The 15,821-nt window shown below is 55.5% G+C and carries 14 protein-coding genes and 1 riboswitch; of the genes, 5 read left to right on the top strand and 9 right to left on the bottom strand.

The features are described from left to right. Positions 1-31: 31 nt before the first annotated feature. The 4 genes from thiQ to sgrR all read right to left on the bottom strand — a co-directional run bounded on the left by thiQ (position 32) and on the right by sgrR (position 5,104). The gene (gene thiQ / locus V6944_RS12240) at positions 32-730 is read right to left on the bottom strand and encodes a thiamine ABC transporter ATP-binding protein ThiQ (RefSeq protein WP_333499145.1); all 699 of its coding nucleotides are present in this window, start codon (positions 728-730) and stop codon (positions 32-34) included. Beyond that, positions 714-2,324 carry a thiamine/thiamine pyrophosphate ABC transporter permease ThiP gene (gene thiP / locus V6944_RS12235; protein ID WP_333499144.1) on the bottom strand — a complete coding sequence of 537 codons (1,611 nt, stop codon included), beginning with the start codon at positions 2,322-2,324 and terminating at the stop codon, positions 714-716. Before thiP ends, thiQ begins: the two co-directional genes overlap by 17 nt. Then, complete coding sequence (thiB, locus tag V6944_RS12230) at positions 2,300-3,283, bottom strand: thiamine ABC transporter substrate binding subunit (protein ID WP_333499143.1); 984 nt, start codon at positions 3,281-3,283, stop codon at positions 2,300-2,302. The genes thiP and thiB overlap by 25 nt, the downstream gene beginning before the upstream one ends. A gap of 30 nt (positions 3,284-3,313) precedes the next feature. Further along, positions 3,314-3,413, bottom strand: a riboswitch (TPP riboswitch). Between the two features lie 35 nt (positions 3,414-3,448). Continuing rightward, positions 3,449-5,104, bottom strand: a complete 1,656-nt coding sequence (sgrR, locus tag V6944_RS12225) for an HTH-type transcriptional regulator SgrR (protein WP_333499142.1) — start codon at positions 5,102-5,104, stop codon at positions 3,449-3,451. 98 nt (positions 5,105-5,202) lie between these two features. Between sgrR and sgrT the strand changes: the two genes are divergently transcribed. Together sgrT and V6944_RS12215 are read left to right on the top strand one after the other, a co-directional pair. Continuing rightward, entirely contained in the window at positions 5,203-5,340 is a 138-nt protein-coding gene (sgrT, locus tag V6944_RS12220; protein WP_333499141.1) for a glucose uptake inhibitor SgrT, read from the top strand. An 83-nt stretch (positions 5,341-5,423) separates the two neighbouring features. Further along, positions 5,424-6,602: a sugar efflux transporter gene (locus V6944_RS12215; protein WP_333499140.1), complete on the top strand. Its 1,179-nt coding sequence runs from the start codon at positions 5,424-5,426 to the stop codon at positions 6,600-6,602. A 103-nt stretch (positions 6,603-6,705) separates the two neighbouring features. On the opposite strand, the gene leuD is transcribed toward V6944_RS12215, so the two are convergent. From leuD to leuL, 5 genes are all read right to left on the bottom strand, one after another. Next, the gene (gene leuD / locus V6944_RS12210; RefSeq protein ID WP_185668575.1) at positions 6,706-7,311 is read right to left on the bottom strand and encodes a 3-isopropylmalate dehydratase small subunit; all 606 of its coding nucleotides are present in this window, start codon (positions 7,309-7,311) and stop codon (positions 6,706-6,708) included. Between the two features lie 12 nt (positions 7,312-7,323). After that, positions 7,324-8,724 (bottom strand): 3-isopropylmalate dehydratase large subunit, encoded by a 1,401-nt coding sequence (gene leuC / locus V6944_RS12205; RefSeq protein ID WP_333499139.1) that lies wholly within the window; start codon positions 8,722-8,724, stop codon positions 7,324-7,326. 2 nt (positions 8,725-8,726) lie between these two features. Next, on the bottom strand, positions 8,727-9,818 hold the full coding sequence (leuB, locus tag V6944_RS12200) for a 3-isopropylmalate dehydrogenase (RefSeq protein ID WP_333499138.1): 1,092 nt from the start codon (positions 9,816-9,818) through the stop codon (positions 8,727-8,729). Then, the gene (gene leuA / locus V6944_RS12195; protein WP_333499137.1) at positions 9,818-11,389 is read right to left on the bottom strand and encodes a 2-isopropylmalate synthase; all 1,572 of its coding nucleotides are present in this window, start codon (positions 11,387-11,389) and stop codon (positions 9,818-9,820) included. The genes leuB and leuA overlap by 1 nt, the downstream gene beginning before the upstream one ends. 91 nt (positions 11,390-11,480) lie before the next feature. Beyond that, complete coding sequence (gene leuL, locus V6944_RS23335; protein WP_100249930.1) at positions 11,481-11,567, bottom strand: leu operon leader peptide; 87 nt, start codon at positions 11,565-11,567, stop codon at positions 11,481-11,483. A 600-nt stretch (positions 11,568-12,167) separates the two neighbouring features. Here leuL and leuO point away from each other — a divergent pair. The 3 genes from leuO to ilvN all read left to right on the top strand — a co-directional run bounded on the left by leuO (position 12,168) and on the right by ilvN (position 15,749). Next, the gene (gene leuO / locus V6944_RS12190; RefSeq protein ID WP_333499136.1) at positions 12,168-13,139 is read left to right on the top strand and encodes a transcriptional regulator LeuO; all 972 of its coding nucleotides are present in this window, start codon (positions 12,168-12,170) and stop codon (positions 13,137-13,139) included. A 391-nt stretch (positions 13,140-13,530) separates the two neighbouring features. Then, the gene (gene ilvI, locus V6944_RS12185) at positions 13,531-15,255 is read left to right on the top strand and encodes an acetolactate synthase 3 large subunit (RefSeq protein WP_333499135.1); all 1,725 of its coding nucleotides are present in this window, start codon (positions 13,531-13,533) and stop codon (positions 15,253-15,255) included. A gap of 2 nt (positions 15,256-15,257) precedes the next feature. Next, a complete protein-coding gene (gene ilvN, locus V6944_RS12180; protein WP_035893016.1) occupies positions 15,258-15,749 on the top strand; it encodes an acetolactate synthase small subunit in 492 nt (163 codons plus the stop codon). The last annotated feature ends 72 nt before the right edge of the window (positions 15,750-15,821 follow it).

Below are 15,821 nucleotides of genomic sequence, written 5' to 3'. Positions count from 1 at the left end.
GGATAAGGCGCAGCCGCCATCCGGCAAAGCATCACGCACGAATGCCGAGCAGCGCGGACGCGCTAGCTTTCCCGCTTAATAACGCCTGCGTATCGCCATCCCAGGCGATACGCCCTTCCGCGACCACCATCGCGCGCGGTGCAATCCTGGCCGCGTCTTCCACGCTGTGCGAAACCATCAGCAGCGTTAAGTTCTGCCGCTGACACACCTCATCAACCAGCTGTAGCATCTCCTGACGCAGCGCTGGGTCGAGTGCCGAAAACGGTTCGTCCAGCAGTAAGATCGGCTGTTCACGCACCAGGCAGCGCGCCAGCGCGGCACGTTGACGTTGCCCGCCGGAGAGCTCTCCGGGCAGCCTGTCCAGCATCGATTCAATGCCCATCTGCCCGGCAATCACCTGTAATTTTCGCTGCTGCTCCGCGGTGAGTGAGAGACGTGGACTCATGCCCAGCCCAATGTTCTGGCGCACGGTCAGGTGGCTGAAAAGATTGTTTTCCTGGAACAGCATCGACACTGGACGCTGTGACGGTGGCGTATGGGTATGCACCCGGCCTTCGAGCATTAACGTACCGCTGGCGGGCGTCAGAAAGCCGGCTATCAGGTTGAGCAGCGTCGATTTCCCCGCGCCGCTGGGGCCGAGGATAGCCACTTTTTCGCCTTGGGCAATCGATGTGCTAAAGCGCATCGGCAGGTGCTGGTAAAGCCAGGTGACATCATTCAGTTTTAGCATGGCGTCCGGGTAACTTTTCAATAACGGTGAACAACAGGAAGCAGAGCAGCAGCAAAATCAGCGCGGTGACCGCGCCGTCCTGGCTGCGGTAGGCGCCGATTTGCTGATAGAGATAAAACGGCAGCGTACGGAAATTCTCATTGCCGAACAGCGCGACCACCCCGAAATCACCAATCGACAGCACACAGGCAAAGGCCAGCGCCTGCGCCAACGGGCGTTTCAGGGCGCGCAGTTCAACCACCTTCAGGCGATTAAAGCCAGAAAGCCCCAGCGATTCGCACAGGATGCTGTAGCGGGCGGTAATATCGCGCATTGGCGTTTCCAGTACCTTGAGGGCATAAGGCACCGCCATCAGGGCGTTGGTGAAAATCACAATGCCGTCGGCGGAGTCGGGCAGGCCAACGGTATTGTTGAGTAGCAGGAAGAAGCCGGTCGCCAGTACGATACCCGGCATGGCGAGGATCAGCATGCCGCTCAGCTCCATCGCCTGCCCGGCCAGTGGCTGGTTGCGGGCGCGCAGCTCGCGGCTGCTCCACAACAGCATCATGGTCAGCACTACGCAGATTACCCCGGCGGCAATGGCGATGCGCAACGAGGTACCGAGCGCCTTCCAGAGTACCGGCTGGGTAAAGACCTGCAACATCGACGGATTGACCCCGTCAATCACCACTGCCAGCAGCGGGGGGAGCAGCAGCAGTAACGTGAGAAGAATCAGCAGGGTGTCGACTATCCGGCTGTGCCAGCGGTCGTCCGGGTCACGCCATCCGTGAATGTGGCTGTTGCCCACGGCGATAGCCCGACTAAGCCGTTGGCTCAGTAATACCAGCATCAGACAGCAGCCCATCTGAATCAGTGCCAGCATGGCAGCGCGCGCCGGGTCGTAATCAAAATTCAGCGACTGGTAGATAGCCAGCTCGATGGTCGTCGCGGACGGCCCGCCGCCGAGCGATAGCACGGTGGCAAAGCTGGCGAAGCAGAGCATGAAAATCAGCGTGGCGATGGGCAGAATTTGTCGGCGCATCCACGGCCATTCCACCAGACGGAAGAACGGGTAGCCGCGCATTCCCAGTTGGGCTGCAAGCTGACGCTGCTCGCCGGGGATCTGCTCCAGCGCCTGTAATAGCAGGCGAGTCGCCATTGGCATATTAAAGAAAACATGCGCCAGCAGAATACCCTGTAGGCCGTAGGGCGAGAAGCGCCACTGCCAGCCAAGCCAGGCAAAAAGCTGGGCCAGCCAGCCCTGACGCCCGTAAACGCTCAGAATACCGAAGACGGCAACCAGTACCGGAAGAATCAACGTCATGGCGCACAGCCGCAGCAGCAGCGTGCGGCCGGGAAAACGTCGGCGGTAGAGCGCGCGGGCGAGGAAAATGGCCGGCACGACCGACAGCAGCGCTGAGAGGAACGCCTGCCAGAAGGAGAAGCGCACCACGTGCCACAGGTAGCTATCGCCGAGCAGCGTTGACCAGGACGTTTCCGGTGCGTTCAGCCACAGCGCCAGAAACGCCGCCAGCGCGACGGCAACCATCAGCGTGGTTGCCGTCAGCCCTGGATACAGCCAGCGAGGGATTAGCGGCTGGCTGCGCGAAGCCATGCGTTAATCCAGTTTTGACGTTCGGAAGCCACCTGCTGCGGGGTAAACTCCAGCGCGGTTTGCGGTTTCACCAGACCATTAAAGCCTTCTGGCAGGGTGACGTTGGTCACCGGGTACATCCAGTTGCCGGTTGGGATGGTGTTCTGGAAGGCCGGAGAGACCATAAACTTCAGGAACTCATCTGCCAGCTTCTGCTGTTTGCTGGCCGCGGTTTTCGCCGCCACTTCCACCTGCAGATAGTGGCCTTCGCTAAAGTTTGCCGCCGCGTAGTTATCTTTCTTCTCGTCAATGATGTGGTACGCCGGAGAGGTGGTGTAGCTCAGCACCAGATCGCTTTCCCCTTTCAGGAACAGGCCGTAGGCTTCGCTCCAGCCTTTGGTGACGGTGACCGTTTTCGCCGCCAGCTTCTGCCAGGCTTCCGGCGCTTTGTCGCCGTAGACTTTTTGCATCCACAGCAGCAGGCCAAGGCCCGGCGTGCTGGTGCGCGGGTCTTCATAAATCACGCGCCATTTCTGGTCGCTCTCAACCAGTTCCTTCAGGCTTTTCGGCGGATTTTTCAGCTTGTTTTTATCATAGACGAAGGCGAAGTAGCCGTAGTCGAACGGCACGAAGGTGTCGTTGTTCCAGCCGCCCGGTACGGTAACGGCGGTGGTAGAAACGTTGCTTTTGGCAAACAGTTTGGTGTCGGTTGCCGCCTGCAGCAGGTTGTTATCCAGCCCCAGCACCACGTCGGCTTTGCTATTTTTGCCTTCCATGCGTAGGCGGTTGAGCAACGAAACGCCGTCTTCCAGCGCCACGTACTTCAGCTCGCAGTTGCAGTCGGCTTCAAACGCTTTTTTCACCGCCGGGCCCGGGCCCCAATCGGCAGCAAAGGAGTCGTAGGTATAGACGGTCAGTACAGGCTTGGCGAGGGCCGGAGCGGCAACCAGCACCAGCAGGGGGAGTAATTTTTTGAGCACTTTGCACCTTTATAAAATGGTGGCAAAGGATTTTGAGTTAGCCTCAAATCCCTTCGCCGGGATTATCCGGATCAGGTTCGACGGGTATCTCTCAGCCCGCGCACTCGGCGCAGCACCCCGTTGAGAACGGCACATTGTAATGATTACGTGAATAAATCAAAAGCCTTAAGGATCCGGCGGTGCAAACCAGGCGGATTTAAAGTCGAACCAGCCCAGGGTGTTCATGCGAACGCCGCGCATACTGCGCTGACCTTGCAGCATCAGCCAGTGGTGGATCAGCGGTACAATGGACTGATTTGCCAGCAGACTTTGGCACCAGTCGGGCAGTGAAAGTTCTCCTTCGCGCCAGCGCTGTGCGTCCTCCTCCCAGTCGATGGGAATACAGTGGCGGATCAGCGGCACTTCATAAAGGTAGGCAAAAATCGAGAAGTCGAGCGGCAACGTAAAGTTGGCGCTATTCAGCCAGATATCGCTGACCACTTCGCCACGGTGCCATTCGTCGTAGTCCACTTCCTGAATAACCAGTTTGACCTGGTGCGCCGCCAGCAGCGCCTCCATGATCTGACCGATCGTCCGGTGTTCTACGTGATCGCGGTAGTAGGTGAGGGTGACCGACTCAAGACCTGCCGGTTTTTCACAGGCGTGGCTACGGGCATGGTGCCAGCGCGGCAGCAGGCCGTAGGCCGGGAACCAGTGGCTCTGGTGCTGCTCGCCTGCGTGATATAGCAGGTTGTTCGGGTGGAAAATGTGGCTCAGCCACTGGCGCACCGCCGGGTTGTTGCCGCGCGAACTGCGCGCATCAAACAGCAGATAGTAGCAGCCCTCTTCGAGGCGGCTTTCTACCGCTTTTTCGCTCTGGGTAGTGCCCTGGAGCGTCAGGCCACCGTTCGGCTCATCGCTGATTTCCGGTAGCACCCAGACGTTCACCTCGTCAATCAGCGCCCGGAAACCGAAATAGTCATCAAACGCGTGGATCTTCAGTTGGTTCTGGTTGTTACGGGCGACGGCATACGGTCCGGTACCTACCGGCATGCGCGGGAAGTCGCTGAGCGATTGCCATTCGCGGGGCAGGATCATCGCCGATACCTGGCCCAGCAGCCACGGCAGCCAGCGGTCGGGTTCGCTCAGATGGACATCGAGCGTCCAGGCGGTTGGGGAATGAATGCGCGTGATGTTGGAAAAGAGCGACAGCGTCATGCTGCGATGCAGCGAACTGATGACATCCTCCATCTCCAGTTCACGACCGTGATGAAAATGGATGCCGGGACGCAAATAAAAACGCCAGTGTAATGGGGATATGGCCTGCCAATGGTGCGCAATATCCGCTTCCAGTTCCCCATTTACCTCATTTACCCGGGTCAGCGCACTGAAGATTTGCCGCGCAATATGGGTTTCCGAGCGCCGAAGCGCCGTTCCCGGCAGTAAATTGCGCATCGGACGGTAGTAAAGCACTCGCAGAATATGTCGCCCCTGACGGAAGCTGCGGCCCAGATGCGATACCAGCATCTGTCGCACCGCAGCCTTGTCGCCGACCAGTTGTACCAGTTGATCGATCCTATCCTGCTCGAGCAAATCTTCCGCGCGCTGTTGTTGAAGAGCTAACCCGGTATAGAGGAAAGTCAGCTTAGAGCGCTTACCGCGCCCGGCTTCCGCTTCCCAGGTCAGCCATCCCCGCGCCTCCATGGTGTTCAAAAGCGTACGCATATGGCGGCGAGAGCAGTTGAGCAGCTCGGCCAGTGAGTTGAGCGTGGTCTCCTGCGATTTTCCTTCGCAGCATTGCCATAAGCGGATGAACTGCTGCTGTAATCGACCTGAAGGCATAAAAGGGGAACTCCTGATAAAAACTCAGCAATTTATTAATCCCTATATTAAGCCAATAATTGATTTCGATGAAGCGAAGGGGAAATGAGGAGGTCACCATGTATCAGTTCTACCAGCGTTATTTCTCTGCTACCAAAAATGTTTCCTGGCTGGCCCGTCAGGCGACCGCACAGCGGCTTGAAGTGCTGAACTATCTGATGCAGTGGGAAGTTACGAACCCGACCTCTGAGTATTAATTCGCCTAATCATGTGTGACTGAGTATTTGCCAGCAGGTATCATCTGCTGGCTTTTTTTTATTCTTTCGCGAAAGGATTTCTGATGCTCTGGTTAATGACGATGGGACGACGTCTCAACGGTGTGTATGCCGCCTTTATGCTGGTGGCCTTTATGATGGGCATAGCGGGGGCATTGCAGGCGCCGACGCTGAGTTTGTATCTCAGCCGAGAAGTCGGTGTGCAGCCGTTCTGGGTGGGGTTGTTCTATACCGTCAACGCCATCGCCGGGATCGTCGTCAGCCTTGGGCTGGCAAAACGATCTGATAACCGGGGCGATCGGCGCAAGCTGATCATGTTCTGCTGCCTGATGGCGGTGGGCAACGCGCTACTTTTCGCCTTCAACCGCCACTATCTGACGCTGATTACCTGCGGCGTGCTGCTGGCCTCGATCGCCAACGCCGCGATGCCGCAACTGTTCGCGCTGGCGCGTGAATATGCCGATAGCTCGGCGCGTGAAGTGGTGATGTTCAGTTCGGTAATGCGTGCGCAGCTGTCGCTGGCGTGGGTGATTGGCCCGCCGCTGGCTTTCATGCTGGCACTTAACTATGGCTTTACCGCCATGTTTTCCATTGCTGCGGGAATTTTTGCCATCAGCCTGACGCTGATTGCCCTGACGTTACCGTCGGTCGCCAGAGTCGAACAGCCTGCCGATGCGGTGCAGAACCAGATTAGCGGCTGGAAAGACAGCAACGTGCGGATGCTGTTTATCGCCTCGACGCTGATGTGGACCTGTAACACCATGTATATCATCGATATGCCGCTGTGGATCAGCAGCGATCTTGGTCTGCCGGATAGCCTGGCGGGGATCCTGATGGGCACGGCGGCAGGGCTGGAAATTCCAGCGATGATCCTCGCGGGATACTACGTGAAGCGCTTCGGTAAGCGGCGGATGATGGTAACGGCGGTGGCCGCCGGGGTGCTGTTCTACGTCGGGCTGATCTTCTTCCATAGCCATACGTCGTTGCTGGTGCTCCAGCTGTTTAACGCGGTGTTTATCGGCATTGTCGCCGGGATTGGTATGCTGTGGTTCCAGGACCTGATGCCGGGTCGTGCGGGAGCGGCGACTACGCTGTTTACCAACAGCATTTCAACCGGGGTGATTCTGGCGGGGATTATTCAGGGGGCGCTGGCGCAGAGCTTTGGTCACTACTCGGTGTACTGGGTGATAGCCGGGATTTCGCTGGTGACGCTGGTGATGACCGGGCGGGTGAAGGACGTTTAGTTTTGTGCAGCCCCGGCGTCGCTGCGCTCGGCCGGGCTACTAACAGCGGTAGCCCGGACAAGGCGCGAACGCGCCGCCTCCGGGGAGGCAGCAATGTTACGGATTACTGCATAAACGCCGGCTGCTTGTTTTCGTAAGCAGAAATCGCATCTTCATGCTGCAGCGTCAGGCCAATGCTATCCAGCCCGTTCAACATGCAGTGGCGACGGAAGTCGTCAATTTTAAAGCTGTAGGATTTCTCCCCCGCCTTCACCACCTGTGCTTCCAGATCCACTTCAAACGTTATGCCCGGGTTGGCTTTCACCAATTCAAACATTTCGTCGACCTGCGCATCGCTCAGGGTGACCGGCAGCAACTGGTTGTTAAAGCTGTTGCCGTAAAAGATATCGGCGAAGCTTGGGGCAATCACCACTTTAAAACCGTAGTCGGTCAGCGCCCACGGTGCGTGTTCGCGAGACGAACCGCAGCCGAAGTTTTCGCGCGCCAGCAGAATAGAGGCTCCCTTGAACTCCGGGAAGTTCAGCACGAACTCCGGGTTTGGCTGCTCGCCTTTATCGTCCAGGAAGCGCCAGTCGTTAAACAGGTGCGCGCCAAAGCCGGTACGGGTCACTTTCTGCAAAAACTGCTTTGGAATGATGGCATCGGTATCGACGTTCGCGGCATCCAGCGGCACCACCAGTCCCGTATGTTGGGTAAATTTCTCAGCCATGATGGTGTTTCCTTATTTCAAGCTACGAATGTCGGCGAAATGGCCGGTTACCGCGGCCGCTGCGGCCATCGCCGGGCTGACCAGATGAGTACGACCGCCACGGCCCTGACGGCCTTCAAAGTTACGGTTGCTGGTAGAGGCGCAGCGTTCGCCTGGGTTCAGACGATCGTTGTTCATGGCCAGACACATAGAGCAGCCCGGCAGACGCCATTCAAAGCCCGCTTCGATAAAGATCTTATCCAGACCTTCCGCTTCCGCCTGCGCTTTCACCGGGCCGGAGCCAGGCACGACCAGCGCCTGTACGCCTGGGGCGACTTTACGGCCTTTAGCGATTTCTGCCGCCGCGCGTAAATCTTCAATACGCGAGTTGGTGCAGGAGCCGATAAACACTTTATCAATAGCCACGTCGGTCAGCGGGATACCTGGCTTCAGGCCCATATAGGCCAGCGCTTTCTCGGCGCTGGCACGCTCTACCGGATCGTTAAAGGAGGCAGGGTCCGGAATATTGTCATTCACGGAGATCACCTGGCCTGGGTTGGTGCCCCAGGTCACCTGCGGCGCAATTTCTTCCGCTTGCAGGGTGACTACGCTGTCGAAGGTGGCACCATCGTCGGTTTTCAGGGTCTGCCAGTAGGCGACCGCCTCGTCGAAATCTTTGCCTTTCGGCGCATGCAGACGGCCTTCCACGTAGTTGAAGGTGGTCTGATCCGGTGCCACCAGGCCCGCTTTCGCGCCCAGTTCGATCGCCATGTTGCACAGCGTCATACGGCCTTCCATGCTCAGGTCACGGATGGCCTGACCGCAGAACTCAACCACGTGGCCGGTGCCGCCTGCGCTGCCGGTTTTACCGATAATCGCCAGCACGATGTCTTTGGCAGTGATGCCAGTTGCCGCTTTGCCGTTCACTTCAATCTTCATGGTTTTGGCACGACCCTGCTTCAGGGTCTGAGTCGCCAGCACGTGTTCCACTTCGGAGGTGCCGATACCAAACGCCAGTGCGCCGAATGCGCCGTGAGTCGCGGTATGAGAGTCACCGCAGACGATAGTCATGCCAGGCAGGGTAACGCCCTGTTCAGGCCCCATCACGTGCACGATGCCCTGATACGGGTGATTCAGGTCATACAGCTCAACGCCGAACTCGTTGCAGTTCTTAATCAGCTCCTGCATCTGGATGCGCGCCATCTCGCCGGAGGCGTTGATGTCTTTGGTCTGGGTAGAGACGTTGTGATCCATCGTGGCGAAGGTTTTACCCGGTTGACGCACCGGACGGTTGTGCGCGCGCAGGCCGTCAAACGCCTGCGGTGAAGTCACTTCATGCACCAGGTGGCGGTCGATGTACAGCAACGGCGTTTCGTTTGGCGCTTCATAAACCACGTGAGCATCAAACAACTTTTCGTATAAGGTCTTCGCCATGATTACACCCCTTCGGCAACATAGCGGGCGATGATGTCGCCCATTTCATCGGTACTGACTGCCGCGGCGCCGCGAGCTAAATCACTGGTCCGTACGCCTTCTTCCAGCGCGCGGTTAATGGCGTTCTCAATGGCAGTGGCCGCGTCGTTGGCGTCCAGGCTGTAGCGCAGCAGCAGCGCCAGAGAGAGGATCTGCGCAATCGGGTTAGCGATATTTTTGCCCGCGATATCCGGCGCGGAGCCACCGGCCGGTTCATACAGGCCAAACCCTTCTTCATTCAGGCTGGCAGACGGCAGCATACCCATGGAACCGGTGATCATCGCGCACTCGTCGGAGAGAATGTCGCCGAACAGGTTAGAGCACAGCACCACGTCAAACTGCGAGGGATCTTTAATCAGCTGCATCGTCGCGTTGTCGATGTACATATGCGCCAGTTCAACGTCGGCGTACTCTTTGCTGATTTCGCTGACGATTTCGCGCCACAGAATGGAGGACTGCAGCACGTTGGATTTATCGATAGAGGTCACTTTGTGACGACGTTTGCGTGCAGATTCAAACGCAATACGGGCGATACGTTCAATCTCAAAACGGTGATACACCTCGGTATCAAACGCTTTCTCGTGCTGGCCGCTGCCTTCGCGACCCTTCGGCTGGCCGAAGTAGATACCGCCGGTCAGTTCACGGACGCACAGGATGTCGAAGCCGTTAGCGGCGATATCGGCGCGCAGCGGGCAGAACTCTTCCAGACCCTGGTACAGCTTGGCGGGACGCAGGTTGCTGAACAGCTTGAAGTGCTTACGCAGCGGCAGCAGCGCGCCGCGCTCTGGCTGCTGGTTCGGCGGCAGATTTTCCCATTTTGGGCCGCCCACGGAGCCAAACAGAATGGCGTCCGCCTGGTCGCAACCGTCGACGGTCGCCTGCGGCAGCGGTTCGCCATGACGATCGATGGCGATGCCGCCCACGTCGTAATGGCTGGTGGTGATACGCATATCAAAACGTTGACGCACGGCTTCCAGTACTTTCAATGCCTGTGTCATGACTTCCGGGCCAATACCGTCACCTGGTAACACAGCAATATGGTAATTCTTCGACATTACACGGTTTCCTTGTTGTTCTCGTTATTCTTAACTTTGCGTTGCAACTCTTTTTCGACTTCGGCGGCACGCCAGATGTTGTTCAGCACGTGAACCATTGCTTTAGCCGAGGATTCAACGATATCCGTTGCCAGGCCGACGCCGTGGAAGCGACGACCGTTATAGTTAACGACGATATCCACCTGACCCAGCGCGTCTTTGCCCTGGCCTTTGGCGTTCAGGTCATATTTCACCAACTCAACGTCGTAGCCGGTAATACGGTTAATCGCCTGATAAATTGCATCAACAGGGCCGTTGCCGTTCGCGGCTTCGGCTTTGGTTTCTTCACCGCAGGCCAGCTTCACGGACGCAGTGGCGATGTCGCTGGAGCCTGACTGCACGCTAAAGTAATCCAGACGGAAATGCTCTGGCTCTTCCTGCTGTTTGTTGATGAACGCCAGCGCTTCCAGATCGTAATCGAAGACCTGACCTTTTTTGTCCGCCAGCTTCAGGAACGCGTCGTACAGGTGGTCCATGTTGTAGTCGGTATCTTTGTAGCCCATCTCTTCCATGCGGTGTTTCACGGCAGCACGGCCAGAACGGGAGGTCAGGTTCAACTGGACCTGGTTCAGACCGATGGACTCAGGGGTCATGATTTCGTAGTTTTCGCGGTTTTTCAGCACGCCGTCCTGGTGGATACCGGAGGAGTGAGCAAACGCGCCGGTACCGACGATAGCTTTGTTGGCCGGGATCGGCATGTTGCAGATCTGGCTAACGGTCTGGCTGGTACGCCAGATTTCGTTATGGTTGATGGCAGTGTGCACGTTCATAATGTCTTTGCGCACTTTAATCGCCATGATCACTTCTTCCAGCGAGCAGTTACCCGCGCGCTCGCCGATGCCGTTCATCGCGCCTTCAACCTGACGAGCGCCGGCGTGGACTGCTGCCAGTGAGTTGCCGACCGCCATACCCAGGTCGTCGTGGGTGTGAACGGAGATAATCGCTTTATCGATGTTTGGCACGCGTTCGTACAGGCCGGTAATAATGTTGGAGAACTCAAACGGCAGGGTGTAGCCGACGGTGTCTGGAATGTTGATAGTGGTCGCACCGGCGTTAATTGCCGCTTCAACCACGCGCGCCAGCTGGTCGATAGGAGTACGACCGGCATCTTCGCAGGAGAACTCAACGTCGTCGGTGTAGTTACGTGCCCGCTTAATCATATAGATCGCACGTTCGATGACCTCATCCAGCGTACTGCGCAGCTTGGTGGCGATATGCATTGGCGAGGTGGCAATAAACGTATGAATACGGAACGCTTCGGCCACTTTTAATGACTCGGCGGCAACGTCAATGTCCGCCTCTACGCAGCGAGCCAGCGCACAAACGCGGCTGTTTTTAATGTTGCGCGCGATGGTTTGTACTGATTCAAAATCGCCCGGAGAAGAGACCGGAAACCCGACTTCCATCACGTCAACGCCCATACGCTCGAGGGCAAAGGCAATCTGCAGTTTCTCTTTCACGCTCAGGCTTGCCTGTAATGCCTGTTCACCATCACGTAAGGTCGTATCAAAAATAATGACTTGCTGGCTCATGGTTTAGGTCCTTGGTTAACTTGGGGCGCCTTGCTACGAGCATAAAAAAACCCGCGCAGCGGCGCGGGTTTTTCGTTTAACTGATGATGACTTAACGTTGAACGTCGCACACCAGCCTACCGCGCACAGAAGAGGCGTTTAGTAGTAGTAGGCCGTTGAAGCGAGTGGTACGGAACATGTCATCATTCTCCAGATGAATTCGATATGCTTTTAGTGGTACTGGATATGGTTTGTGATGTCAACCCTGACATGTGAAATGAAGGGGAATTCCTCATAAAAACGAAACGGCTGAATTAGCTAATTGTGCTGAAGATTGTCGTGCTTGATAGATGATAATTTCTTTTGTTAATTCATGATTTACATATTTTGTCGCATCTGAACATGATTCATCGTAAATGCTCATGGGTTTGACATTTCTTAAGTATAACTCTATCCATATGATAAGTAAGTATTTATAGTAAAATAATGCTTGCTTTGTAAATCGTAAAAAGCGATTTTTGATATAAAATGTTAATTTTAAAAGTGCGAATAATAAAACATTTTAATAAAACTTAATTTATTGTTCCAATTTTGGATCGTTGTCTATTCGTACGATCTATGAGTAAACTACGTGTCATTCGCTAAGTGATATAGATGAGTTCGATTTTCACTCATCCATAATCTCACTCAGCTTCTTTATATATTCCTATTTTTATTGAATTCTCTTTTTTGGATCTTATATGCATGGTAAATCATATAGCCTCAATATATTTTTGCTATTTTGCAAAAGGAGTTTTGTATGACATTGGAGTCTGATAGCGTAATTAATGCACCGGGGCAGAAACGTACATCAAGTAGTGAAGGAAACAAACCTCAACTCCGGATGGTTGATTTAAATTTGCTGACCGTATTTGACGCGGTGATGCAGGAACAAAACATTACGCGTGCCGCCCATACGCTGGGGATGTCGCAGCCTGCGGTCAGTAACGCTGTCGCTCGTCTGAAAGTCATGTTCAATGATGAATTATTTGTGCGCTATGGACGCGGTATTCAGCCGACAGCACGTGCATTCCAACTGTTTGGTTCTGTTCGTCAGGCGCTGCAACTGGTGCAAAATGAATTACCGGGCTCTGGTTTTGAACCATTGAGCAGTGAACGTGTATTTAATATTTGTGTTTGTAGCCCGCTGGATAATTATCTGACCTCAATCATTCTCAATAAAGTGAATGAGGTGGCGCCACATATTCATATGGTCTTTAAATCATCATTAAATCAAAACACTGAACATCAGTTGCGTTATCAGGAAATTGAATTTGTGCTGGGCTATGAAGAGTTCCGCCGTCCTGAGTTCGCCTGTGTTCCACTATTCAATGATGAAATGGTTCTGGTGGCGAGCAACAAGCATCCTCGTGCGCAAGCTCTGATAACGGAAGCGGATGTTTATAGTGAAGAGCACGCCGTTGTTTCTCTCGATCGTTTCGCGTCGTTTAGCGAGCCATGGTATGACACCATTGATAAGCAAAGTCGTATTGCTTATCAAGGCATGGCGCTGATTAGCGTACTGAATGTCGTTTCCCAGACTCAACTGATCGCCGTGGCGCCACGTCGTCTGGCAGAAGAGTTTTCTGAACAGCTCGGCCTGCAGATATTACCGTTGCCAATGAATCTAAACAGTCGTACCTGCTATCTTTCCTGGCATGAAGCGGCCGGTCGCGATAAAGGCCATCAGTGGATGGAAGAGTTGCTGATCAATGCCTGTCGTCAGCAATAATTGACCCAGAGACAAACAGAGTGCATTTGCATTCTGTTTGTTTTGTTTTTTTGTGATAAATAAAAATATTATGCTGTTATCGCCCGCAAGTAACCGGGGCAATAAAGTGAAAAATGCACGTTTTGCTGTAATGGCTCCATTCGCCCGAGCATCTACGCTCTTCTTTTCCTGGCATTGAAGTAATCCTCCATCATTTTCCCCTTTCCCTTTATTTTTCCACTTTTTAGTACTGCCTCTACGCCAGACGTGTGAATTGCCTGCCTTGTGGCGAGCGGTTATGTTAGGTCGTTACCGATAATTTAGCGCCGGTGGACGTATCGCGTACCGTCGGCACATGGCCGTAGAGAAATGAATTCTCGGGTCATTAAGCACAGAAGCCGGGAGGCAAACCATGGAGATGTTGTCTGGAGCCGAGATGGTCGTCCGATCGTTAATCGATCAGGGCGTAAAGCAGGTATTTGGCTACCCTGGAGGCGCCGTCCTCGATATTTATGATGCGCTGCATACGGTAGGTGGGATTGACCACGTGCTGGTGCGTCATGAACAGGCGGCGGTGCATATGGCCGATGGTCTGGCGCGCGCCACCGGGGAAGTGGGCGTGGTGCTGGTCACCTCTGGCCCTGGGGCGACAAACGCCATCACCGGTATTGCCACGGCCTATATGGACTCGATTCCGCTGGTGGTACTGTCCGGTCAGGTGGCGACGTCGCTGATTGGCTATGATGCCTTCCAGGAGTGCGACATGGTCGGGATCTCGCGCCCGGTGGTAAAGCACAGCTTCCTGGTGAAGCAGACCGAAGATATTCCTGGCGTGCTCAAGAAAGCCTTCTGGCTAGCAGCCAGCGGCCGTCCTGGCCCGGTGGTGGTTGATCTGCCAAAAGATATTATGAACCCGGCTAAGAAGCTGCCGTATGTTTGGCCCGATGCGGTTAGCATGCGCTCTTACAACCCGACCACGACCGGCCATAAAGGCCAGATCAAACGTGCGCTGCAGACGCTTATCGCGGCGAAAAAGCCGGTGGTATATGTGGGCGGCGGCGTGGTGAATGCCGAATGTCACACGCAACTGCGAACGCTGATTGAAAAACTGAATCTGCCGGTGGCCTCTTCGCTGATGGGGCTCGGCGGTTTCCCGGCAACGCATCGTCAGTCGCTGGGGATGCTGGGCATGCACGGCACCTATGAAGCCAATATGGTGATGCACCACTCCGACGTGATTTTCGCCGTCGGGGTGCGTTTTGACGATCGCACCACCAACAATCTGGCGAAGTACTGCCCGGATGCCACGGTGCTGCATATTGATATCGATCCCACGTCGATCTCTAAAACGGTACCGGCGGATATTCCGATCGTCGGCGATGCGGGGCAAGTTCTGGATCAAATGCTGGAGCTGCTGGATCAGGAAAGCGCTGCGCAGCCGCTGGATGAGATCCGCGACTGGTGGCAGCAAATCGAGCAATGGCGTGCGCGCCAGTGCCTGAAATACGACACCCAGAGCGGGCAGATTAAGCCGCAGGCGGTGGTGGAAGCCATCTGGAAGCTGACTAACGGTGAGGCCTACGTCACCTCAGATGTGGGCCAGCACCAGATGTTCGCCGCGCTGTACTACCCGTTTGATAAACCGCGTCGTTGGATCAATTCCGGCGGCCTCGGTACCATGGGCTTCGGCCTGCCGGCGGCGCTTGGCGTGAAGATGGCGCTGCCGGAAGAGACCGTGGTCTGCGTGACGGGCGACGGCAGTATTCAGATGAACATTCAGGAGCTCTCAACCGCGCTGCAGTACGAGCTGCCGGTACTGGTACTGAATCTGAATAACGGCTATCTGGGCATGGTGAAGCAGTGGCAGGATATGATCTATTCTGGCCGTCACTCTCAGTCCTATATGCAGTCGCTACCGGATTTTGTCCGCCTGGCGGAAGCCTACGGGCATGTGGGTATTCGTATCACCGAGCCCGCTGAGCTTGAGAGTAAGCTTGCGGAGGCGCTGGAGCAGGTGCGCAATAACCGACTGGTATTTGTCGACGTCTGCGTCGACGGCAGCGAGCACGTCTACCCGATGCAGATTCGCGGCGGGGCAATGGACGAGATGTGGCTGAGCAAAACGGAGAGAACCTGATTATGCGCCGGATATTATCTGTATTACTGGAAAACGAGTCCGGCGCGCTGTCGCGCGTGATTGGCCTCTTTTCGCAGCGTGGGTACAACATTGAAAGTCTGACCGTCGCACCTACCGACGATCCGACGCTATCCCGCATGACTATCCAGACGGTCGGCGATGAAAAGACCATCGAGCAGATCGAAAAGCAGCTGCACAAGCTGGTGGATGTACTGCGGGTGAACGAGTTGGGGCAGGGTGCCCACGTTGAACGCGAAATCATGCTGGTGAAGGTCCAGGCCAGCGGTTATGGCCGTGATGAGGTCAAACGCAACACGGAAATCTTCCGTGGGCAGATTATCGACGTCACGCCATCGCTTTATACCGTGCAGCTGGCGGGGACGAGTGACAAGCTGGATGCGTTCCTCGCTTCGCTGCGCGATGTCGCCAGAATTGTTGAAGTGGCGCGCTCCGGCGTGGTCGGTTTGTCGCGCGGCGACAAGATTATGCGCTAATCACCTCTCATCGCTTTATCGTAGCCCGGCCTGACGTCGGGCTTTTTTTTGCGAAATCAGCAATAAGTGCGA

The organism is Kluyvera sp. CHPC 1.2972 (assembly GCF_036759925.1).
GTDB lineage: Bacteria > Pseudomonadota > Gammaproteobacteria > Enterobacterales > Enterobacteriaceae > Kluyvera.
The sequence above is the reverse complement of the archived record's forward strand: the minus strand, read 5'-3'. Positions and strand labels throughout refer to the sequence as shown.

What these genes read in the sequence shown, in the direction of transcription:
- thiQ (WP_333499145.1), bottom strand. Translation starts at nt 730, where the DNA reads ATGCTAAAACTGAATGATGTCACCTGGCTTTACCAGCACCTGCCGATG.
- leuD (WP_185668575.1), bottom strand. Translation starts at nt 7,311, where the DNA reads ATGGCTGAGAAATTTACCCAACATACGGGACTGGTGGTGCCGCTGGAT.
- leuC (WP_333499139.1), bottom strand. Translation starts at nt 8,724, where the DNA reads ATGGCGAAGACCTTATACGAAAAGTTGTTTGATGCTCACGTGGTTTAT.
- thiP (WP_333499144.1), bottom strand. Translation starts at nt 2,324, where the DNA reads ATGGCTTCGCGCAGCCAGCCGCTAATCCCTCGCTGGCTGTATCCAGGG.
- ilvN (WP_035893016.1), top strand. Translation starts at nt 15,258, where the DNA reads ATGCGCCGGATATTATCTGTATTACTGGAAAACGAGTCCGGCGCGCTG.
- leuO (WP_333499136.1), top strand. Translation starts at nt 12,168, where the DNA reads ATGACATTGGAGTCTGATAGCGTAATTAATGCACCGGGGCAGAAACGT.
- leuL (WP_100249930.1), bottom strand. Translation starts at nt 11,567, where the DNA reads ATGTTCCGTACCACTCGCTTCAACGGCCTACTACTACTAAACGCCTCT.
- ilvI (WP_333499135.1), top strand. Translation starts at nt 13,531, where the DNA reads ATGGAGATGTTGTCTGGAGCCGAGATGGTCGTCCGATCGTTAATCGAT.
- sgrT (WP_333499141.1), top strand. Translation starts at nt 5,203, where the DNA reads ATGTATCAGTTCTACCAGCGTTATTTCTCTGCTACCAAAAATGTTTCC.
- leuA (WP_333499137.1), bottom strand. Translation starts at nt 11,389, where the DNA reads ATGAGCCAGCAAGTCATTATTTTTGATACGACCTTACGTGATGGTGAA.
- V6944_RS12215 (WP_333499140.1), top strand. Translation starts at nt 5,424, where the DNA reads ATGCTCTGGTTAATGACGATGGGACGACGTCTCAACGGTGTGTATGCC.
- leuB (WP_333499138.1), bottom strand. Translation starts at nt 9,818, where the DNA reads ATGTCGAAGAATTACCATATTGCTGTGTTACCAGGTGACGGTATTGGC.
- sgrR (WP_333499142.1), bottom strand. Translation starts at nt 5,104, where the DNA reads ATGCCTTCAGGTCGATTACAGCAGCAGTTCATCCGCTTATGGCAATGC.